General features: G+C 46.3%; 18 protein-coding genes. 7 read left to right on the top strand and 11 right to left on the bottom strand.

Annotated elements, in window-relative coordinates; all coding sequences use genetic code 11:
• Positions 1-49: 49 nt before the first annotated feature.
• Positions 50-1,453, bottom strand: a complete 1,404-nt coding sequence (locus MSG34_RS04580; protein WP_048611837.1) for a fructose-specific PTS transporter subunit EIIC — start codon at positions 1,451-1,453, stop codon at positions 50-52.
• A 172-nt stretch (positions 1,454-1,625) separates the two neighbouring features.
• Between MSG34_RS04580 and MSG34_RS04575 the strand changes: the two genes are divergently transcribed.
• The gene (locus MSG34_RS04575; protein WP_050647491.1) at positions 1,626-2,270 is read left to right on the top strand and encodes a MurR/RpiR family transcriptional regulator; all 645 of its coding nucleotides are present in this window, start codon (positions 1,626-1,628) and stop codon (positions 2,268-2,270) included.
• A 104-nt stretch (positions 2,271-2,374) separates the two neighbouring features.
• Here MSG34_RS04575 and MSG34_RS04570 read toward each other — a convergent pair whose 3' ends face one another.
• From MSG34_RS04570 to gcl, 9 genes are all read right to left on the bottom strand, one after another.
• Positions 2,375-3,118, bottom strand: a complete 744-nt coding sequence (locus tag MSG34_RS04570) for an oligogalacturonate-specific porin KdgM family protein (protein ID WP_050647492.1) — start codon at positions 3,116-3,118, stop codon at positions 2,375-2,377.
• Positions 3,119-3,416: 298 nt separating this feature from the next.
• On the bottom strand, positions 3,417-4,853 hold the full coding sequence (locus MSG34_RS04565; protein WP_248336407.1) for an amidohydrolase: 1,437 nt from the start codon (positions 4,851-4,853) through the stop codon (positions 3,417-3,419).
• A 178-nt stretch (positions 4,854-5,031) separates the two neighbouring features.
• Positions 5,032-8,094 (bottom strand): efflux RND transporter permease subunit, encoded by a 3,063-nt coding sequence (locus tag MSG34_RS04560; RefSeq protein ID WP_248336406.1) that lies wholly within the window; start codon positions 8,092-8,094, stop codon positions 5,032-5,034.
• 2 nt (positions 8,095-8,096) lie between these two features.
• Positions 8,097-8,921 (bottom strand): efflux RND transporter periplasmic adaptor subunit, encoded by an 825-nt coding sequence (locus tag MSG34_RS04555; RefSeq protein WP_248336405.1) that lies wholly within the window; start codon positions 8,919-8,921, stop codon positions 8,097-8,099.
• A gap of 351 nt (positions 8,922-9,272) precedes the next feature.
• Positions 9,273-9,887 (bottom strand): TetR/AcrR family transcriptional regulator, encoded by a 615-nt coding sequence (locus MSG34_RS04550; protein ID WP_048611847.1) that lies wholly within the window; start codon positions 9,885-9,887, stop codon positions 9,273-9,275.
• A 163-nt stretch (positions 9,888-10,050) separates the two neighbouring features.
• Positions 10,051-11,361, bottom strand: a complete 1,311-nt coding sequence (locus tag MSG34_RS04545) for a glycerate kinase (protein WP_248336404.1) — start codon at positions 11,359-11,361, stop codon at positions 10,051-10,053.
• A gap of 241 nt (positions 11,362-11,602) precedes the next feature.
• Positions 11,603-12,499, bottom strand: coding sequence for a 2-hydroxy-3-oxopropionate reductase (locus tag MSG34_RS04540; protein ID WP_248336403.1), 897 nt, complete (start codon positions 12,497-12,499; stop codon positions 11,603-11,605).
• A gap of 37 nt (positions 12,500-12,536) precedes the next feature.
• Complete coding sequence (hyi, locus tag MSG34_RS04535) at positions 12,537-13,313, bottom strand: hydroxypyruvate isomerase (protein WP_017075254.1); 777 nt, start codon at positions 13,311-13,313, stop codon at positions 12,537-12,539.
• Positions 13,314-13,430: 117 nt separating this feature from the next.
• Positions 13,431-15,203 (bottom strand): glyoxylate carboligase, encoded by a 1,773-nt coding sequence (gcl, locus tag MSG34_RS04530; protein WP_102575673.1) that lies wholly within the window; start codon positions 15,201-15,203, stop codon positions 13,431-13,433.
• A gap of 313 nt (positions 15,204-15,516) precedes the next feature.
• Here gcl and aceB point away from each other — a divergent pair, with 313 nt between their 5' ends.
• Positions 15,517-17,142: a malate synthase A gene (gene aceB / locus MSG34_RS04525; RefSeq protein WP_248336402.1), complete on the top strand. Its 1,626-nt coding sequence runs from the start codon at positions 15,517-15,519 to the stop codon at positions 17,140-17,142.
• 101 nt (positions 17,143-17,243) lie between these two features.
• On the top strand, positions 17,244-17,684 hold the full coding sequence (locus MSG34_RS04520) for a heme-binding protein (RefSeq protein WP_008220964.1): 441 nt from the start codon (positions 17,244-17,246) through the stop codon (positions 17,682-17,684).
• Positions 17,685-17,783: 99 nt separating this feature from the next.
• Here the strand turns inward: MSG34_RS04520 and MSG34_RS04515 are convergent, their stop codons facing one another.
• Complete coding sequence (locus MSG34_RS04515; protein ID WP_248336509.1) at positions 17,784-18,266, bottom strand: MarR family transcriptional regulator; 483 nt, start codon at positions 18,264-18,266, stop codon at positions 17,784-17,786.
• Between the two features lie 123 nt (positions 18,267-18,389).
• Here MSG34_RS04515 and MSG34_RS04510 point away from each other — a divergent pair, with 123 nt between their 5' ends.
• From MSG34_RS04510 to MSG34_RS04495, 4 genes are all read left to right on the top strand, one after another.
• On the top strand, positions 18,390-19,283 hold the full coding sequence (locus MSG34_RS04510; protein WP_048611858.1) for a DMT family transporter: 894 nt from the start codon (positions 18,390-18,392) through the stop codon (positions 19,281-19,283).
• Between the two features lie 330 nt (positions 19,284-19,613).
• On the top strand, positions 19,614-20,531 hold the full coding sequence (locus tag MSG34_RS04505; RefSeq protein ID WP_248336401.1) for a DMT family transporter: 918 nt from the start codon (positions 19,614-19,616) through the stop codon (positions 20,529-20,531).
• Between the two features lie 274 nt (positions 20,532-20,805).
• Positions 20,806-21,648 carry a helix-turn-helix domain-containing protein gene (locus MSG34_RS04500; protein ID WP_248336400.1) on the top strand — a complete coding sequence of 281 codons (843 nt, stop codon included), beginning with the start codon at positions 20,806-20,808 and terminating at the stop codon, positions 21,646-21,648.
• A gap of 101 nt (positions 21,649-21,749) precedes the next feature.
• Positions 21,750-23,096 carry an MATE family efflux transporter gene (locus MSG34_RS04495; RefSeq protein WP_248336399.1) on the top strand — a complete coding sequence of 449 codons (1,347 nt, stop codon included), beginning with the start codon at positions 21,750-21,752 and terminating at the stop codon, positions 23,094-23,096.
• The last annotated feature ends 73 nt before the right edge of the window (positions 23,097-23,169 follow it).

The raw sequence follows: 23,169 nt of genomic DNA, 5'->3' as shown, positions 1-23,169 counted from the left end.
GGGAAGCGGTCACTTCCCCCATTAAATTTCAAATGATGAGGACGCTTAATTAAGCATTACTCGGCTGAGGTTTGGTGCATAACAGTAATGCGACGGCAATAAACCCTGAACCAACGAACACGGATAAGGTGTAGCTAATTGGGTCTGATGATAGGAACCACCCCCAAACAGCTGGTAGCGGTAAGCTTTGGAAAACATTGAGGACAACCGCAAGTTGAGTACCTATGATTGAGCCAAGGATCATAATTGGGATCATCTTAGGGTTCTTAAGAATGAAGGGGATCGCACCTTCTGAAATACCAATCATGCCAAGCATTAGAGACGTCTTACCGACCGTTTGCTCCTCTGGGGTAAATACACGTTTACGGAATTTACCGTCTAGCATCGCAGCCAAGCCAACGCCAATCGGTGGGATAACAATTCCCAGCTCACGGGCAATTAGGTCGAAACCTTCTCCCATCCCGTTAAGACCAAGTGCTACTGAACCTGCGGCTTTGTTGATCGGACCGCCTAAGTCAAAAGCAGTACCTGCAGCAATTACCATCGAGTAAATACCTCGACCTGCGTCGCCGGCTTCGGTGAACACGTTAATCATTGCAAGGTTTAAAGCACCAAAGAACGGATTAATCACGTACTCCATGGTTAACACCATCACCACGCCAGTTACTGCTGGCACTAACAGCATGGTTTTTAGAGTCGTAAGATCCGTTCTTACTCGAATCACATCGTTAAGGTAACGGACCAAATAGCCCACAAGGAAACCAATAGCAATGGCACCGAAGAAGCCTGATGGCGCCCACCCTTCCAGGTCGAAAAATCGTTTGTAAGGCTCATCGGTCATCAAACCGCCAATAAAGGCTGGAATAAGTGCAGGTTTACCCGCAATCGAATAAGCAAGGTATCCGGCAAAGATTGGATACATAAACTTAATTGTCATGAAACCAAGCTTATCGAGCGTTTGAATTGGTGTTCCCGAAATATCAATGAACTCGCCAGTGATTTTCGCCACGGCCATCAATAACCCACCAAGTACAACCACAGGCAACATGTAGCTTATACCTGTCATAATATGACCAATAGCCACCTGGTAAGCGGAACGTTTTTCGTCATGCACTTCGACATTAGCGTCAGACTTTTCTTTACCACGTAGAAAAACTGTCGGCAGTAAATCGTCAACACGTTTAATCAGCTCTTGGGTACGAACTTGTAGCGGGTTCGCGTTATCAAATCGTTCCATGTCCATAATTGGCACATCAACGGCTAATACCACGCCGTCCGCGGTAGCGATATCATGAGCTGTCAGCTTGTTTTTAACACCATCACTACCTTGAGTTTCGACTTTAACTTCATAGCCTTGCTTTTCAGCCCAGCTCTGAATTTTTTTAGCTGCCATGAAGGTGTGCGCAATCCCTGTAGGACAAGCGGTCACTGCAACCAGTTTTTTCTTAGCCATGGTTTAATACCTTGTTCTTATCAACTGCGGCCAGTATATGAAGCGTGAATGTGTACCGACACTGTTTCATCGTACAACCGAAGTATCACGATACATCTGTGATTGAAGTCATGGTAATTTGCCTCATTTTCGCGCGTAATATTGATAGTTTCTTAAATAATAGCTGAGAGCAATGAACACATTTCAAGGTATAGAACGTGCGATTTACGAGTATTTGATCGGCCACGCCAGTGAGCTCCATGAAATTTCGGCTAAGACCATTGCAAATAAGGCTTTAACAACAACTACATCGGTAAATCGAGTTTGCAAAAAGATGGGCTACGCGAGTTACACTGAACTCAGGTATAAACTCTCTAATGAGCTCAAGCAAAATGTGACAACACCTTCAAGTCACATGAATCAGCAACAAATTGCGGGGGTTGCCAATACATTGAAGTTATCCCCTGTGGTATATCTGTATTCACGCGGTGCATCCATCGTTAGCGTAAATTACCTGTCTCGATTTCTATCCTTAGCTAACGTACCTCACTTGGTAATCACAGATATTCACCAGCTCACCCGTGCCGAACTCGGTACTCTGCTATTGATCAGCAAGTCTGGTGAAACCAACGCTGTAATAGAAATGGCGCAAAATGCTAAGCGTAAGGGACTGAAGGTGGTAGGAATAAGCCATCAAGGCTCAACACTCGACCAGGTTTGCCACCAAAACGTAGCACTAGAAGAGCAAGTGGATGGTATCTCTTTGTATGGTAGGGAGTCTCAGATTCATTCACTGCAAATCGTAGACCAAATTGGTAAAGAACTGCTGACCTTTTAGTCTCCCCCTTTTCCAGTTCTCCAAATACAAAAAGAGCAGCGCTTAAGGCTGCTCTTTGTTTTCTACGATATTATGGGCAAGGAATGCGCAGTATATTCATCAAATTACAAGTTCATGACAAACCCTAAACGTACTGCATAATCGTTTTCTCGGTTGCCGTCAGAGTCCACGTAAGTTTCATCGACAGACACTAGCTCCATGTATGGCGTCCAAGTTTCATTAACCTTATAGTTAACCATAACAGTATGCTCCCAGTAATCATCTCGACCAGTGCCTTGGTCAACACCGTCTTGATAACGGTATCTCGGGTTATACATTAGCCCCACATCACCAAAGCTTTTAGATAGCCAGATATCAAACTGATTCGAAGCACCACGTGTTGTGCCACTGCCATCCAAGTAGTCTTTCCCGTTTGCATCGTTGGACCAGTTATAACGATAACGACCAGTTAGAGAGACTCCGTTTTTGAAGCTTGTACCCAACTTCAAGTATGGACGGTATTCTGTCCAATTTGGCGCTGTCACTGTGACAAGACCCGGAGCCCAATACCACTGCTCATTGATTTCGAACTTGTATGTCGCCTCAAATTCTTGCGCAGCGGCTTTTAGACCATTAGTGTCTTCATCATTTGAATCGTTACCAGCAAAGTAACCGTCGTTATGGATCTGGGCGGCCTCCGCACTGAAGTAAAAACCAGTATCGAAGGTGTGCATGAATTTCACTCGGCTGTCGCGAATATCAGACGCAGTGTTATGACCAAAACGTACGTCTAACTTAGTTTCACCAGCAAAAGTGGGCATAGAAGAAAGGGCAATAAGAGTAGAACAAAGTAGAACTTGGCTTTTCATTTTTTACCTTTATAGTTTTATTAGGATACGAGCTTTCGCTTTCGCCGCCACTATAAAACTCAGGAATTAAACAAGTACAAAGTATCGTGATACATTCGCTGTATCACCGTTCGACTTGAATATTGGTCACATTGGAAACATGAGCCAAGTCTACTTTTTGGATATTTGGGGAGAGGCTTTTTTAGAAAAAATAAGGCGTTTACATTAAGGTGGTTAGCTTCATTTCCTTATAATGTTAGAGCTAACCATCTTGAAAAAATACCTAGTGTAAGCAGTTTAGAGCTTCATTATTTGATCACTAATCCATCAAACTCTTAGACTTAATCGCCTTCTTAGAAAGCTCTTTCGCGAACTCAGTGATGTCTGCTTCGAATTCATCGACGCTTTGGCGGATATCATCCAGTTGAACCGTCTGCATTACGCGGTTTTCCATTACGATTTGGCCGTTAACAATCGTGGTGTCTATGTTGCTTGGGTTCGCTTGATAAACCAGTGTCGCGTATGGGTCGTAACTTGGCATCATGTTCGCTGATTGTGTCTCTACAATCACGATGTCCGCTTTTTTACCCACTTCCAGAGAACCAATTTGGTCTTCCATGTGTAGGGCTTTTGCACCACCTAATGTCGCCATCTCAATGACTTGTTCAGGGATCATGATGGTGCGGTCTGAATGCTTTAAGCGCTGCATGTTAGCTGCGTAACTTAGAGTACGCATGATATCGACTTGGTTTGAGCTCATTGGGCCGTCAGTTCCTAAGCCAATACGCATGTCGGCACGATACATCTCCCAAGCAGGTGCAATGCCTGTCGCGCCTTTAGCGTTCGCCATTGGATTGTATGAGATACCCGCGTCAGCTTGCTTAAGAAGCTTTTGGTCGTTCTCTGAAAGGTGAATACCGTGAGCAATCACTACGCGCTCGTCTAGCACACCAATTTCATCCATGTATTCAACTGGTGATGTCGCTTTGGTTTCATCTTTGATACGCTTTTCTTCATTCGGGAATTCAGCGACGTGAATTAACACCGGCACATCGTATTGAGCAGACAGTTTATTGATCTCTTGTAGCTTATCTTTGCTGACTGTGTACACCGCGTGTGGCGCATACGCAGGCGTGATTAGTTCATCGTTTTTGTATTGTTCGATAAAGCCTTTGGCGTATTCAATGCCGCCATAAGGTTCTTTGGCATCGACCACTGGGAACTTAATCACAGTTTCGCCGAGCACAGCGCGTAAGCCGACTTCTTTGGTCGCCTTGGCCATTTCGTCCATGTGGTAATACATATCGGCGTAAGTGGTTACTCCGCTCTGTGCCAATTCGATAGAGCCAAGCTTAGTCGCGTTGTAAATCAGCTCACGGCTTAGCTTTTCGGCTTCTAGAGGGAAGAAGTACGCAAACAGGCGATTCGAAATACCCTCTTCGCCTAAGCCACGAAACGCGATCATAGGTAAATGGTTGTGCGCGTTCACCATGCCCGGCATAACGATTCCATCTTGAGCATCAATCACCTTTTCGGCGCGGTATTGAGTGATCAAATCCTCGTTACCGACTGCGATAATCTGGTCGTCTTTCACCACTACGACACCGTCTTCAATCACATACATTTCTGAATTGATGGTGAGAACCTGTCCGTTGGTGATGATCAGATCGGCGTTGTATGTTTGCGTCGCGACCGTCGAACCACAGCCAGCCAGTAGAACTGCGCTGATGGTGCATGCCAAGCTTTTGAGCGTCATTGCTAAACCTATATGTTGTGCGTGTAATATTGTTAGCAGGTTAGCCTTTTCCTTTAGAAAAAAGATCACCGCTAAATTTTTGCGACACTATAACCTTACCTTTAAATAAAATGGCATACCTAATCGAGCCAAATTCAAGATAAATGAGTTATTGCACAACAGGTCACAAAATCGTGCTTCACGAACCTTTGTGATTAGTTTTGAGCTGCGCTTGTGAACTGCTCTTCGCTCGTTCAGGCGAACCTTTAGAAAAGAATAGCGCATACATGGCTGGAATCACCAACAGTACGACTGGCAACGAGAACAGCAGACCATAGCCCAGCGTAAGCGACATCGGCCCCATAAACACGTCCGTTCCACCTAACCCATACGCCAGAGGAAGCAAGCCAGCAACCGTGGTCAGTGATGTCATCACAATCGGACGCAGGCGACTGACCGCGGCTTGAGTTACTGCGTCTATTGCCTCTAAACCTTCGGTTCTTAGCTCGTTGATTCGGTTAATCAGCACTAGTGAGTTGTTGACCACCACGCCTGTCATGCCGAGAACACCAATCAAACCAAACAAAGACATCGGCTGCATGTGAACCACGAGTGCCATCAATGACGCCATGATCGCAAACGGGATAACCGCCATAATAAGCAGTGGTTGCAACAGTGAATTGAACATCACCGCCAACACGAAATAGATAGCCACCATCGCCGCAGGGAACACCACCATAAAACCACTCATGGTTTCGTTGGTGCTTTCTGCTTCGCCGCCAACGCTGATGGTCACGTTCGATGGGTATTGACCGTTGAGCTCTGTGATTAGCTCATCGGATAACGCGACAGGGCTAATGTTCTCGTCAGATAAAGCCGCTGATACCGTCACTTCACGCTCCCCGTTGTAATGCTTAATCAGACGCGGAATTTCTATCTGTTCAACCGTTGCCAATCGACTGAGCGGTACTTGCTGCCCATCTGCGGTGTAGATTTTAGTCGTTTTCAGTTTCTCGATATCGCGGAATTGCTCGTCCAATACCACACGAATATCGACCTCTTGATCACCAAGCCAAGTGGATGTCACGCTGTTTCCGTCAAAGCCGACTCGCAGCGCATTCGATAAGTCACTCACCGTTAAGTTGTATTTCGCCAGCCAGTGATATTGAGGAACGATATTCAGCTGAGGATCTTTCAGTGCCTCATTGTGATTGACGCTTGTCACTCCTTGGTAATCTTCTAGCCAAGCCATCACCAAATCCACGGTTTGATTGCGTTCGCTCTCGGTTCCGCCAAGTACTCGAACCTCGACAGGCTCACCGGGAGGCGGACCACCAGCATCAATTGAGAACTTAATAAACATACCTTCAGACACCACTTTCAACTCTTCATTAAGTGCCGCAATAATCTGTTCTGCTGAACGGCTGCGCTGGTCGAAGTTCGTTAGATTAATGACGCCTTGCGACACCGGTGACGAGTAAACCAATTCATAGCTAACCAATTCCGTTTCCGGCAAGGATTCGATCGCTTGCTCTATCGACTGATGAGCTGCTCGCACCTTGCTTAGCGGCGTACCTGCCTTCACTTCGGTGTAGACTTCAATGTATTTGCCCGCTTCTGTTGGGAAGATATCTACTTTCAACGAAGACACCAAAAAGCCAGAAACAGCGAAGCCAACCAACGCCAATCCAATCACTGACTTCTTGTAGTTCAGAGCAAGATTGAGCAGCGAACGGTAGTGCTTAGCTATCCATTCAAATCGATCCTTTTCTTGAGATTTTTGGGTGCTCTCTTTTGCAGAAGCCAAGTGTGTAGGCAGCGTGAGCGTACATTCAATGAATGAGAACACGAGCGCTGCGATTACGGTAATCGGAATCACCGCAACCGCCTTGCCCATAGTGCCGGGAATAAATAGCATCGGGATAAACACTAAAGCAGTGGTTACTAAGCTCGCCATCAATGGCTTGATCACCTTTAGCGTCCCCGACACCGCAGCATCGACACCTTTTTTACCCGCTTCTTTTTCTTGAAAAATACTTTCCGCGATGATCACTGAATCATCAACGATAATGCCGATCACCAACAACAATGCAGCCAGTGTAATGCTGTCTAAATTCAGTCCCATAATAGGCAAAACGATCATCACACCGAACACACAAAACGGGATAGAAACCGACACCCAAAAGGCGACGCGTCGTTGCAGAATCATACTCAAGATCAGCAAAACCAACACCAGACCGATTGCGCCATTGGTGGCCACGATAGAGAACTTCTCGCTCATGTCTTTACCAAGATCGAGGCTGGTCTGGAAGATGAATTGATCGCCAATGCGTTCGCTTTCTTTGTCCAACAACGCTTTGATACTTTCGATGGTAGCAGTCACATCGGCACTACCACTATTTGTGATTGAGAAAATCACCGCCGGTTTCCCGCTCAAAACAGAATCTTCAGTTGCGCGCGCAAAGGTATCAATCACCGTTGCCACATCAGACACACGCACGACCTGACCTGAATCCAGCGCCTTGATTACGATGTCAGAAATATCACCGGTCGAGGCCACTTTGGTCATGGTGACGATCTTCTGCTCTTGGCTCCACGACTCTACAAAACCACCCGATTGCGATAGGTTGTGTTGTTCTATCGCGGTACTGACATCATTGAAGGCGACTTGATAACGGCGTGCTTTTTCCGGGTCAACCTCAACCCAAAACTCTCGTTCGTTAAAGCCAGAAAGCTTGATGGCACCAACGCCCCCCAGGTTGTTGATTCTCTTTTCTAACTGATACGCGTAATGCTGTAGTGAAGCGGGATCGGTGTTGCTGTCTGATAGGCTAACGCCAAAATGGTACACATCCAAAGAAGAGGTTTTCTGCTGAGTCACAACCGGTGGCGCATCTATATCTTTCGGTAGGTTTCCGACTCGATCGACCGCTTGCTGAATATCTCGCAAGATCACCGCTGCGTCTTCACCGGGTAGATATTCGACCTCGATAAAAGAGCGCCCTTCTGATGATTCAGACGAAAAATAGGCAATGCCATCCACTGAGCGAAGTTCTTTCTCTATCGGGTTGGTGATGTTGAGTTCAATATCTTGAGCCGTTGCACCGGGATAGATGGTTTCGATTTCCGCCGTATCCATCGCAACATCAGGGTACTCTTGTAAATTGAGCTGCATTAACGACATAACACCCGTCAGCAACACCATTACCGTAATAATTCGAGCTAAAAATTGACGATTCGCGAAGTATGCTAAAAAGTTCATCTCTACTGCCCTTTACCTTGGTTCGAGTCCGATGTTGCTTGAGCTGTTGTGACATTTTTCACCGCAAGCTCTGTCGAGGCGTACACCGACATACCCGGTTTAAATTGATGACCTTGGTTGGTGATCTCGACCAAGACTGGGTAGGTCAAATTTTGCATCTCGACACCAATGCGCTGCACGTTCGCTTCCATCTTGAGTTCTGGGTTGGTTTCAGACCACACCACCACTTCCTGACCTACAGTGAAATGCTTTAAGTCATACTCACTCGCCATGAATGACAAGGTGACTTTATCGATGTTGACCACCTCATAGAGCAAATCACCTTCACTCACCCAAGCGCCTGATTGCGCGGGTTTGTTAGAGATATAGCCCGAGATAAGAGACTCAATTTGCGTATTTTCGAGATCAACTTGAGATTGTTGATAGTCAATTTGAGCAACAGAAACAGCCGCTTTGGCACTAAGAAACTCGGCACGTGCTGTATCTAGCTCTCCTATTGAAAGGCTGTTCTTTTTGATGAGTGCTTGATAGCGGTTATAGGTTGCTTTCCGTAATGCAAGATCCGCTTCTGCAAGCGCAAGATTGGCCTTCGCTTTGTTAACACTAAACCTAAAATCATCGGCTTTAATTTGAGCAAGTAGTTGCCGTTGGTTTACAGCATCTCCCACTTCAAGGTTATTCATCTCAACAACGCCAGGCACCTCAGCCACAATACTGTGTTTGTTCAACCCTTGAACATGGCCGATCAGCTCTGTTGCTTGAGCTGTTGATACTTGAGTTGTAAAAACTCCGAGAAGTGCTGCAAGCGCGATGATTTTAGTTTTCATAATTCGACCCTCACCTATTGATGCGATCTATTATTGAACTGGCTTTGTCGAATTAAAGTCAAAGTCGATGCTAGATTTATAAAGAATTTGATGAAATTTCATTTTTTTGATCAACGCTAACCATTAGAGATAAGTTCGACATAATTTTAGGTAGGCTACATTTTGGATAGGGGCAGGTCTTTGGATCGGATAGAGGCTTGAACCCAGTCGTATTTTGGTTGTTGAAGACAATATCGAACGACAACGCATTATTGTCGATTTCCTAAAGGTCACTCTTCCATAAAGCAACGCATACAAAAAAGGACATCGAGTGATGTCCTTATTTTTATGAAATTGAGTTCGACTAGCTAACTAAGCTTTTCCTTTCACACCACAGCCTTTAATCACCAGTTGAGTGATAAACTCAGCGGCATCAGCATAGTCTTTATCATCGAGCTGTTCTTTCTGCATCACGCTGCAAATCTGCCAGCCAAAATCGGCGTAGGTTTGGGTGGCTGCCCAGATGGTAAACATCAGGTGGTGTGCAGGAACATCGTCCATTAATCCTTGCGCCGACCATGTCGAGAACTTATCAAGAATCATCTGGGATTGCTTATACAGCTCGTCACCAATTTCTTTCGGCAATACTTTAGCGCCAGACATCACCTCATTGGCAAATACCTTAGAGGCATGTGGATGATCGCGAGAAATGATCAGCTTGGTTTGAATATATTGAGACAAGGCTTCAACAGGATCGCTGAGCTCTTCAATCGGACGAGACGCTTCTAGTAAGGGCTGAGTGACGGTTTCAAGCACAGCGTTGTAGAGCTTATCTTTAGAGCTGAAATAATAGAATACGTTAGGTTTGGGAATGTCGGCCGCTTTTGCGATGTCAGCCATTTTTGTTGCGGCATAACCATGAGTGGCGAATTGTTCACACGCGACTTCGATGATTAAATCTTGATTCTTTTGTCTGATCCTAGACATATTGCATCCTTTACAGCTCGTTACTAAAATCATAGTAATCAACGTGCTTCATTAGTCCAGAAGATAATCTCAGAACTCAAGGTCACCGCATTGATAACAATAAAATGGCCGCTCTATTTGTTAAGAAGCGACCATTCCATACCGTGTTTTTGAACTGTTCAAGTTAAAGAATCAATATCGCTCTGAAGTCATTCACATTGGTCAGCGTCGGCCCCGTGGTAAGAAGCACATCGACTTGCTTGAAGAAGTCGTAGCTGTTGTTAGCATCGAGATAGTCTTGCGCTTTAAGCGACAAGCTCGAACCTTGTTGCCATGTTTGTGGGGTAATCCACGCGCCCGCATTGTCTTCCACGCCATCAATCCCGTCGGTATCAGCAGCCAATGCAAATATGTTGTCTTGGCCTTTAAGCTCGTTATATAGGCTCAACAAGAACTCACAGTTACGCCCACCGCGACCATTGCCTTTAACGGTTACTGTGGTTTCGCCACCGGAAAGTATCACGCAAGGCGTCTCAAATGGGTGCTTATGATTAGCCACTTGCTTAGCCAGTGCAGCGTGAACTTTCGCGACATCTCGCGCTTCTCCCTCTATGCAATCACTCAACACATAAGCAGGAATGCCCAAGCCTTCGGCCTCTGCTGCGGCAGCTTCTAACGCCGACATTGGTGTGGCGATAATATGGTGCTCCGCGTTTTTCCAGCACTCATCATCCGGCTTTACCGTTTCTGACTCTGGGTTGTTCAACCATTCGAATGCCGAAGGTGGTGTTTCAATGCTATAGCGTTCCAGTATTGCCATCGCATCAAAACGGGTGGTGGTGTCTGGTACGGTCGGACCCGATGCAATCACACTGATGTCATCGCCCGGTACATCTGAAATCGCCAAAGAGACCACTCGTGCTGGATAAGCAGCTTTCGCTAATCGCCCACCTTTGATTGACGATAAATGCTTACGAACGCAGTTCATCTCATCAATGGCTGCGCCCGACTTAAGCAGCGCTTTATTGATTTGTTGCTTCTCTGCCAAGCTGATGTCGCCACCGGGTAGACTTAGTAAAGCGGAGCCACCGCCAGACAGTAGGCAAATCACCGTATCGTCGGCACTCAAGCCACTCACCAATTGCAGCATACGTTGGCTCACTTCTAAGCCCATCGCATCTGGCACAGGGTGAGCTGCTTCAATCACCTCAATATGTTCGCAAGGGGCGGTGTGCTCATAACGAGTCACAACCAAGCCTTCTAAATCACGTAGCGCAAGGTCTTGCTGTTTCTTGGCTTGCCATACGGCTTCCAATTCAGCGGCCATCGATGCTGCCGCTTTCCCTGCCCCGATAACGACAGTTCGCCCAGCTTGATTTGCCGAGCGATAGAATATGTCTTGAGGAAGAAAAGGTTCGATGTGATTTTTAGGTAGCGCCTCGTTAACGGCACTTGAGAAAAGGGTTTGCAGAAACTGCTTAGCATCAATGTCCATCAGCCACTCCTTAGTTGACGGAGAAAAAAGAACCCCGATACAAGGCTAAAGGGTGCCTGCTAAGATCAAGTTGGAAAGGAACAACTTCAACCTCAGCCTTGTATCAGGAACGCGTATAAAAGGAGACGAAACTACGCGATTTATAAACAAACTGTTGGGCTACGAATCGATAGCAGCCCTAATTAATTAACGGATAATCGTTAGATTGACTAACCACTAAACGGAAAAACCGTTAACTAGATTAACGAATCGAGTGGTCAGAACGTTTCTCAATCGCTTGAATAAGCGCAGAGTGGTCCCAACCTTCACCGCCCATTTCGGCACACTCGCCAAACAACTCCTGAGCATTCGCCGTATTCGGCAGTGCGACCCCTAGCTCTTGTGCGCCCGTTAGCGCAAGATTCAGGTCTTTCTGGTGAAGTGAGATTCTAAAGCCAGGGTCGAATGTGCCTTCAACCATCCGCTCACCGTGCACTTCCAATATCTTAGAGTTAGCAAAGCCGCCCAATAGAGCCTGACGTACGCGTGCTGGATCGGCACCGGCTTTTGAAGCAAAGACTAACGCTTCAGACACGGCTTCGATATTCAGAGCAACGATGATTTGGTTAGCTACTTTGCACGTTTGACCTGCACCGTTATCACCCACCAGCGTGATGTTCTTACCCATGATTTCAAATAGCGGACGCGCTTTATCAAAGGCGTCTTGCTCACCGCCCACCATGATAGTCAGCGCTGCATTGATAGCGCCTACTTCGCCACCTGATACCGGAGCATCAAGGTATGACGCGCCGCCTTCGTTGATTCGCGCTGCAATGGCTTTGGTTGCGATTGGCGAGATTGAACTCATATCGATAACCAGTTTTCCAGCAGCGCCACCTGCGGTGAGGCCTTGCTCGACGCCATTATCACCAAACAGGACGTCTTCCACTTGAGGCGTATTCGGCACCATTAGGATAATGATATCCGCAGCTTCAGCGGCTTCGGCTGGTGAATGGCAGACCGTTGCGCCCGCTGTCACAAGATCGGCAGGTGCTGCAGTAAAGTGATCCGACAGAATCAAATCGTGACCTGCTTTTTGAAGGTTACTCGCCATAGGTTTACCCATGATGCCAGTTCCGATAAATGCAATTTTAGACATGTTGTTCTCCTTAACGTTTGAGGGTTACCAGACGCAATTAACGGTACTGGTGTAGCCAACCAAGGCCTTCTGTCGTTGTTGTTTTCGGCTTGTATTCGCAGCCAACCCAGCCTTGATAGCCAAGCTCATCAAGATAATTGAGTACGAATGGGTAATTGATTTCTCCCGTCCCCGGTTCGTGTCGACCTGGATTGTCAGCCAGTTGCACGTGTGCGATTTGGCCAATGTTTTGCTGCATGGTCGGCGTAAGATCGCCTTCCATAATTTGCATGTGATAAATATCGTATTGGATAGAAAGGTTATCGCTCCCTACCTCTTTGATGATCGCTTTGGCTTGCTCCGTGGTGTTCAAGAAGAAGCCCGGAATATCGCGGGTATTGATCGCTTCTATCACTAAGCTAATGCCTTCTGCTGCGAGCGCGTTCGCCGCGTAATGCAGGTTAATCACAAACGCCGATTGCGCATCTTGTTGGGTGACACCTTGCGGAACAATCCCCGCCAAGCAATTCACTTGAGTACAACCGAGCGCTTTTGCGTAAGCGATGGCTTTAGGTACACCCGCTTGAAATTCTTCAACTCGCGCTGGGTCGACCGCGATACCACGGTCGCCAGCGTCCCAATCACCCGCAGGCAAGTTAAATAGCACTTGCTCTAGGTTATTAGCGTCGAGCTTTGCTTTGATTGCCTGAGCATCAAAGGCGTAAGGAAAAAGATACTCCACACCTTGAAAGCCCGCTTCTGCGGCAGCTTCAAAGCGGTCCATAAAATCAACTTCCGTGAATAACATTGACAAGTTTGCTGCAAATTTTGCCATGACTCTGTCCTTATTCTTTATTTTTGAAAATCTGGTTATTTGTAGTAGAGCCTCGCTATATTGGAGGCTTTTCCGTAGAGCTAAGCCTCAGCTCTACGGATACACATGACTTAATGATTACTTGTACGCCAGCGCCGTTGGAGCATCGCCGCGGCTTTCGGCAAGCGGTTCAAACTCGTTAATAGCATTGATCTCTACGCCCATCGCAATGTTGGTTACTCGCTCAAGAATCAGTTCAACGACCACTGGCACCTTGTGCTTGTTCATCAGCTCTTTTGCTTGCTCAAACGCAGCGGCAATTTGCTCTGGTTCACGAACTCGAATCGCCTTACAACCTAAACCTTCAACAACCGCAACATGGTCAACGCCGTAGCCTTCAAGCTCTGGTGCATTCTGGTTATCAAACGCCAGTTGTACACAATAATCGATATCAAATTGGCGCTGTGCTTGGCGAATCAAACCTAGATACGAGTTGTTCACCAACACATGAATGTATGGCAAGTTGAACTGTGCACCTACTGCCAGTTCTTCGATCATGAATTGGAAATCATAATCACCAGAGATAGCGACAATATCGCGATTTGGATCGGCGGCTCGTACGCCCAATGCGGCGGGTGTTGTCCAACCTAGCGGGCCAGCCTGACCACAGTTGATCCAGTTACGAGGCTTATAAACATGCAGGAACTGAGCGGCGGCGATTTGCGACAAACCAATGGTGCTCACATAACAAGTATCACGACCAAATGCCTTATTCATCTCTTCATAAACACGCATCGGTTTCATTGGCGCTTCATCGAAATTGGTTTTACGCAGCATGGTCGACTTGCGTTCCTGACACTCACTTGCCCAAGCATTTCGATTCGGCAGTTTGCCAGCGTCACGCCACTCTTGCGCCACTTCAACCATTAGCTCTAGTGCAGCTTTCGCATCAGAGACAATGCCTAAATCAGGACAGAACACACGGCCGATTTGGGTTGGTTCAATGTCGACGTGTACGAACTTGCGGCCTTCGGTGTAAACATCCACAGAACCGGTATGACGGTTTGCCCAACGGTTACCCACACCAAACACAAAGTCAGAGTTGAGCATGGTTTCGTTACCGTAACGATGGGATGTTTGTAGCCCTACCATGCCCGCCATTAAGTCATGATCATCCGGGATCGATCCCCAGCCCATTAAGGTTGGAATCACAGGAACACCAGTGATCTCGGCAAACTGTTGCAACAATTCAGATGCGCCAGCATTAATCACGCCACCACCGGATACAATCAGCGGTTTTTCCGATTGAGACATCATGGTTAATGCTTTCTCAACCTGCGCGCGTGTTGCTTGTGGCTTATAAGGCTCTAGCGGTTCATAGGTATCGATATCAAATTCAATCTCAGCCAGCTGAACATCAATCGGTAGATCAATCAGGATTGGACCCGGACGACCCGAACGCATTAAATGAAAGGCTTTTTGAAATGCGCGTGGCACTTGTGCAGGTTCCAGCACCGTGGTTGCCCACTTAGTCACTGGTTTAGCGATAGATTCAATGTCGACCGCTTGGAAATCTTCTTTATGAAGACGAGCACGTGGCGCTTGGCCTGTGATGCATAGAATTGGAATCGAATCTGCAGTCGCAGAATAAAGACCCGTGATCATGTCCGTTCCCGCAGGACCAGAAGTACCAATACACACACCTATATTGCCTTGATTAGTGCGCGTGTACCCTTCAGCCATATGGGATGCACCCTCTACGTGACGAGCTAAGACGTGGTCGATTCCTCCGAGCTTTTTCATAGCCGCATACATAGGATTAATTGCTGCGCCGGGAACACCAAATGCGATGTCTACACCTTCACGTTTAAGCACCTCTACCGCTGCTTCAATCGCTTTCATAATTGCCATTCGAACCTCCAGTTCAGATTGTATACAATTAAACTAACTTTTGTGTACTATGAACCATCCTCGCCATTTATCAACCCCAAAATGAAACAATTTAGTTACATACCGCTGCCATTCTGAGTAAGCACCCACCCTGAAAAGCTTACAATTCATTGCTTTACATAAAATATCTTTACGTGGAAATAAATCACAAAAAGATCAAATGATAAATAAATGTTAAATACCCTTTGCTTGTTTACAATTTATGCAATATAAATATCCTTAAAAAGAGCATTTTGTATACAAAGTGACATCGTATTGTTCAAAGGAGACAACAATGATGAATGACGTAAAAGAGAGAGAAGAAGTACAGTGTATGCAGGTACTCGGGAATATGGACAACTCCGAGTACAAAGAGATCTTGTCTAAAGATGCATTAAAATTCTTAGAAGCTCTCGTCAATAAGTTTGGAGATCGCCGTCATGCCCTGCTAAGTGACCGCGACACAAAACAAGCTCAGTATGACGAGGGAGAGCTACCCAATTTCAGAAAAGACACCATTTCCATTCGTCAGAATAAAGAGTGGAAGGTGGCAACGCCTCCACCAGAACTGCTTGATCGCCGCGTAGAGATCACTGGGCCTATCGAAAGAAAGATGGTGATCAACGCGCTAAACTCAGGCGCGAAAGTCTTCATGTGTTGCTTTGAGGATGCGTCTTCCCCGACTTGGGCCAATATGGTCGAAGGGCAAATCAACCTAAGAGATGCCAACCTTGGCACCATTAGTTACTTCGATGAGAAAAAGCAGAAGAGTTACCAGTTAAACGACGAGCCTGCACTGCTGATTGCCCGCCCACGAGGGATTCACCTTCCTGAGCAGTCCATTCAATTCAACAATCAGCCTATCGGTGGTTGCTTGATGGACTTCGCCTTGTACTTTTTCCACAACTATCAATCACGTGCACAACAAGGTTTAGGGGTTTACTACTACATTCCAAAACTTGAAAGCATGGAAGAAGCACAATGGTGGGACGATATTTTCAGCTTCACCGAAAACTATTTCCAAGTACCCAAAGGCACCATTCGCGCGACAGTATTGATCGAAACGCTACCAGCCGTGTTCCAGATGGAAGAGATCTTGTATGCAATGCGTGATCACATCGTGGCAATGAACTGCGGTCGTTGGGATTACATCTTTAGCTACATCAAAACGCTGAAGAACCATAAAGACCGCATCCTGCCAGATCGACACGGCATCGGCATGGATCAAGAATTCCTCAACGCCTATAGCCAACTGTTGGTACGAACTTGTCATGCTCGTGGTGCATTGGCGATGGGTGGTATGTCAGCCTTTATTCCAGCGAAAGACCCGCAAGAGATGGCGCGAGTGACGGCCAAAGTCATTGAAGACAAACAGAGAGAATCTCAAAACGGACACGATGGCACTTGGGTCGCGCACCCTGCACTGGTTGATTTAGCGATGTCGATCTTCGATAAGCACCTCGATGGCAAAGTAAACCAAATGGACTTCCAAAGCCCAGACCATGTGATCAATGCAGACTCTCTGCTAAAACCTTGTGAAGGCAGCCGCGACGAAGCGGGTGTGCGTAAGAATATCCGCATTGCGCTGTATTACATTGAGGCTTGGATCCAAGGATACGGCTGTGTACCTATCTACGGCCTTATGGAAGATGCGGCGACCGCTGAAATCTCGAGAGCCAATATCTGGCAATGGATCCACCACGGGGTAACACTCGATGATGGCCAAACCTTTACCAAATCACTGTTCCACTCTTGGCTTTACCAAGAGCTAGACACCATAAAACATGAAGTCGGAGACTCGCGCTATGCAGCAGGTCGATTTGAAGAGACAGCCGATCTTTTCTATCAACTTTCTACAGCCGAAGAGTTCGCTGCCTTCCTAACTTTACCCAGCTATGGGCTATTACAAGAGTCCAGTTAGGACTCTTGTACCGAGCTGAATCAGTCGATGATATTCACAACTAGAGTAATGTTCGGCTGACTTAGCTTGGTACATGGCCCCTTGAAAAACTAGGAGATAACATGGGAAGTTTGACTCTACAACAAGCGTTAACCATCATTGATGGCACCTTAAAAGCAGGAAACAAGATCCACACAGAACCTTTGACGGTCGCCGTCTTAGACAGCGGTGGCAAACTGATTTCTTTGCAACGTCAAGATGGCTCTAGCATGATGCGACCAGACATCGCGATCGCTAAAGCATGGGGAGCACTCGCACTGGGCTGTTCCTCTAGAAAACTCGCCCAAGATGCTGACAACCGACCAGCATTCATCTCCGCCGTAAACGTACTCGCACACGGAAACATGGTGCCAGTACCAGGGGGCCTACTGATTCGAGATAAGGACAAAACGGTACTTGGCGCGATTGGTGTCAGCGGTGATATTTCAGACATCGACGAGAGCTGCGCCATCAATGGCATTGGTTGTGCAGAACTGTTCAGTGACGAGATGCTCCAAGCTTAACTCGCCAATTCGCTGTACTTGAAGTTCTTAAACAAGAACAAAAAAACCGAAGCTATTAGGCTTCGGTTTTTTATTGAATCTAAAGGAAGATCAGCAAAACTACTCGTACGCACTCAACCATGCTTTCAGAAGTTGGTTGGTGTTCTTCTTCTGACTCGCAGACAATGATTTAACCAGTTTTTTCTGCATTTCAACATGTTCAGTCATCATTTGGTCAATCAGAATAAGACCATCTTTGGTTAACTGAACACTCACGCTGCGTCTGTCTTCTTTGCTGTGCTCACGACTGATCAGCCCTTTGGCTTCTAGCTTATCAAGGCGATTGGTCATCGCGCCTGATGTCAGCATCATGGATCCAATCAGTTCAGATGGCGTCAGTCGGTAAGGCTTTCCAGAACGTCGCAACGTCGCCAGCACATCAAACTCACCCAGCTTCATGTCGTATTTTTTATGAAGCTCGGCAACTTGCGTCTCCATATACTTGGCAATACGCATAATCCGACCCATCATTGCCATAGGCTCAGTTTCTAGTTCGGGCTTTTCCTTTGCCCATTGCTCTACTACGCGGTCGATAGCATCCATTTGCAATCTCGCTCCGTTGTTAGTCTGATTACTTCAAACTAGTTTAACATAAAGATACTTTACAACCACTAGTTCTCAGTATACAGTTCACACAATAGTTATCTTAACGTAAAGATATTTTAAATGAACATATTATTAGCAATGATCCCCGCGTTCTTTTGGGGAACAACCTATGCAGTGACGCAATTTACGCTACAGGAGTGGCCACCATTATTATTGGGTGCTTTGCGTGCGTTGCCTGCTGGTTTGTTATTGCTAGCAGTAAAGCCAACACTACCTAAAAAAGGCGAGTGGCAGATCATTTTCACACTGGGCCTTATCAATATCGCGACCTTCTTTGGCTTGATCTTCGTGATGGCGCTAACGCTACCTTCGGCAATCTCTGGCGTGGGTATGATCTCCGTCCCGGTGTTCGCGATGATCTTCCACTGGGTAGTGAAAAAACAGCGCCCACACCTGATTCAAGCCCTTTCAGGTATTGGCTTGATCACCTTAGCGTGGGTACTCTTTAACCCAAGCCAAATTGCTCTGAACCCAATAGGTTTAGGCGCAATGTTCGCCGCGATCATGTGTATCGTTATCGGCAGCAGCATTACCAAGTCACTGGGTAATCGCATGCACTGGTGGAAGGTATTAACGTGGCAACTGATTCTGGGCGGTACGATTTTGTCTGTCGCGTCTGGCGTTCATGCATTCATCGACCCGCAGCCTTATGTTAATGCTGTGACTCATTTCGATACTCGCAATGCGATGGGCTTGGTTTGGGTTATTGGTCTAAATACTGCACTGGGTTACGGCATGTATGTGTGGTTGCTACAACGTATGTCTGTGGTTGATTTCACCTTCGGTGGCATCGCCAACCCAGTGGCTGGCATCGTGACAGGCATGGTGTTAATGGGTGAATCATTCACTGCAGTCCAGTATTCACTAATGACCGGTATGATAGTGATGTCACTGCTGCCGCAACTTATCCTTGCGGTAAGACAGTCCAAACAAGTTAAGCCTGTTACGCAGTAGATACTGTCTCTTAAACGTATTGATAAAAACGCGCCTCATTAAGGGCGCGTTTTTTGTTGCTATGCTGATAGCAATAACCCAACAGCCATTCTCGTGAGTTGATTACTTCCTGAGCAAAATTAGACCTCACAAAGAATAATGACTTTACTTAAACTATCTAAAGTGAATTTATTTTCTATAAAATAATTACATTAGAGATTTTATTTCTACAAAAAACCTAAATTAGAGATAAAAAGGCAAAACTTTTCTCCGGCTACCTTTCTATACTGTGCCACGTCATTAAGGCGCTACAAGCCTATGATTTAAAATAATTATTAATGAGTAGTCACCATGAATTCGAAGTCGCTAACTATCTTGCTTTTTGTCTCTGTTTGCTTAATTTGGGGAACCACTTGGTTCGCTATGGAAGTAGCATTGCATTCTATCCCACCTATTTTTGCTACTGCGTTGCGCTTTTTACTTGCAGCACCTCTGCTTGCGGTATTGGCGAAAGTCTTCAACCAACCACTGCTGTTCCCTAAAGGTAAGCGCCAATGGCTGCTTATTGTTGCGCTGATGTATTTCGCGATTCCGTTTACGTTGATGATCTATGGCGAGCAATACATCTCTTCAGGTTTAGCGTCGATCATCTTCGCCAACATGCCTGTCGCAGTGATGCTAATGTCTGGCTTATTCTTAGGTCTACGACTGGCGAAGCACCAGATATTCGGTTTGATCGCTGCTGTTGTGAGCCTATGTTTAATCCTTGGTAATGAAATGCAGATGGGTGGCGATGACTACCTAATTGGCACGGTTTGCTTAGGCCTTGCTGTTGCGATTCACGCAGTGATGTATGTGCTGGTTCAAAAGCACTGCAAAGGCATTGAAGTACTGACCTACAACGCCGTACCGAGCCTAATTGCAGCTCTATTCTTATTTGCCGTATCAGCTGTGGGCGAGAACGTAAATGTTGAATCTTTCACTTGGGATTCAATCTCAGCAGTGGTTTACCTAGGCTTTGTGGCGAGTGTGGGCGGCATTGTTGCTTACTTTAAATTAGGTCAGGTTTCGACGCCGTTCCAAGCGTCTATCTGCTTCCTAATTTTCCCTGTGGTTGCTCTACTGATCTCTTCTTACATCAATGGTGAGGTTTTATCTGAACAGTCACTTGTAATGATGATTCCTCTACTTTGCGGCATCTTGCTGACCAAGGCACCTAAGGGAATCTTCAAGCTACGCTCTTCTTTGAAAACAGTAAGTAGCAACTAGGCTAAGCTAGACTAATAATCTGTATATATAACCCTAGGGCTCGCAATGAGTCTCTAGGGTTTTATTTAGATACCACTCCGACTTAAACCTCTCTCTCACTTCCACCACATATACTTCAGTCTATTCCGACACGAGCACTGGTTCACCGCTCATATCAGATAGCCAATAACGCAGCAATCGAATGACTTAAAAGTCACTATCGACTACATTAGAAACGTCGAAAACAACCGACTCTAGTCTTAACTGCACAGTCTACCTTCAACCAAGGAATGTCATGAGAACTCCCATCAAACACATGCGCCTCGTCAAAGGTCAACCTTGTAGGGTTGAGGAACTGACTAACAGCGACGACGCGTTCTTAGAACCGCACAGACATGAATACTGGGAGTTGGTGTGGTGCGTGGATAGCTTAGGCAGTCAGAGCATTGATTTTGTAGACTATGACAACAAGGTCGGCCGTATTTTTACCATTGCTCCGGGTCAGGTTCACCGATCTGAACTAGTGGGAGAAAGCGCTCGTTTACTGGTGTTTACCCCAGGCTTTGTCAAGACCAACCATCGTAACACACAGCTGGTCGACACCGTTTTTGCCATGCATCAAAGTCGCCCTCCCTACTTAGATTGCAGTGAAGAAGGCAACCGCTACCTACTGCCTATTTTCACTATGATTAAAGAAGAATGTGCACGAGAAAAGAGCGACTGGGATTTGGTAGAATCCCTCATGAATAGCTTTTTGCGCTACATATTACGCTTCGCAACCCAATCATCATTGAAAGGCGAAGTGCGCGACAGCCGAGTAAACCAAGTGGTCGATTTGATTGAACAACACTACACCACCCACAAGAGTTGTGAGTTTTATGCTCAAGCGCTATCGATAACCAACAAGCGTATCAACGAAATCGTCAAATCTGAGAAAGGCAAAACCGTGACTCAGTTAATCCACGATCGAATCATCTTGGAAGCGAATCGAGAATTGATCTTTTCGACCAAGACAATTAAAACCATCGCCTTTGAACTTGGCTTCGAAGACCCAGCCTATTTCAGCCGTTTTTACCGTGGCCAGATGAAAGAGTCACCTGCAGAGTTTCGAACTCGATGTGCAGATAGTGCAACATAATAAGCAGATCATCCCTTTTTAGAACCCGGTTAAGTTCGGATAATGCTCCCTCTTTATTTCATCCAATTTGGTTAAATCCAATTTGTTGGGAGCTAACTCCAGTGGCCATCAACCTAAAAACCGATCCAATATCTAAATCCTTTTATCAATACCTTTGGCCAGCGCTAACCGGCATGGTGATCAAGTCTCTTTTCATCATGGGAGATGCATGGTTCGTCGGACGCGGTGTTGGCCCAGATGGGCTTGGTGCTATCGCGCTAACCATTCCTGCTTTCTCTATATTTACCGCTATCGCGATGATGGTGGGTATTGGCGGCGCGGCTCTTATGTCTATTGAAGTCGGCAAAGGAAATTCGGCGTCGGGTCAAACTCTCTTTAGCCAATCGATGCTGAGTACCGCCGTACTTAGCACCATTTCAGTCAGCATCGCTCTGTATTTTCTGGACGACATTATTGCGTTGATGGGCGCTTCTGGCTACATGGCTGAACTGACTCACGATTACCTGTCTGTGATGTTGCCATTCTTTGTGTTGTACTCGTTAGCTTGGGTCATGTCGTGCTTTGTTCGTAATGACACCAACCCAAAACTGGCGACTTACGCAATGTCGATAGGTGCCGTGGTCAACCTAGTGTTGGACTACTTCTTCGTCTTGAAATGGGGCTGGGGAATGAAAGGGGCAGCCTACGGTACAGCCATTGCACAAGGTGTCATCGCTTGTATTTTATTAAGCCACTTTGTACGTAAACAAGGCACCTTGGAACTGAGCTTAAAAGGGATTGGTTTTAACAAACTGCCAAGCATTCTAAAAATAGGCACGCCAACTTTCTTCATTGAAGTGACCGCAGCGATGACAATCTTATTGTTCAACTACGTGTTACTGCATCAGTTTGGTGAGAATCACATTATCGCCTACGGCTTAACCGCAAACATCGGGGTATTTGCGTTGTTTGTAATGGTAGGAATCGCTCAAGCCTGCCAGCCAATCATCAGCTTTAATCATGGTGCTAACCAGCCAAACCGCATCGAAGCAATTTTTCGTTTAGGTTTAAAAAGTGCAATAGGTAGTGGCTTGGTGTTTATGATTATTGTGTACCTGTGTGCGCCTCAAATCGCAGCCCTATATTTAGGTGATTCGAGTGATTTGATTGGGCTAGCTGCAACCGCCTTAACGTTCTTTTTCTTTGCTGTACCACTAATGGGAGTCAACTTGGTGATCGCCAACCTGTTTCAGGCAACGGCGAAGCCTAAACAAGCAACACTAATCTCTCTTGGTCGTGGTTTTGTCTTCGTCGCATTAGGCATCGTCATCTTACCTAAGCTATTCCCAGAACAAGGGATTTGGGCAAGTATTCTGTTCGCCGAGACCCTAACCGCGATAGTCAGCCTCAGCATGTTACGCAGCGACAGGAAACGCTTTACAGGCTCTTTAGAAAAACAGGTGGCCTAGGAAGTAATCCGTTTAAAGATACTGCTTCTTGACCATCAAATAGCACATACAAAAAAGCTCCAATAGCGATATT

The organism is Vibrio sp. 1CM2L, assembly GCF_023161695.1.
Lineage (GTDB): Bacteria > Pseudomonadota > Gammaproteobacteria > Enterobacterales > Vibrionaceae > Vibrio > Vibrio coralliirubri.
The sequence above is the reverse complement of the archived record's forward strand: the minus strand, read 5'-3'. Positions and strand labels throughout refer to the sequence as shown.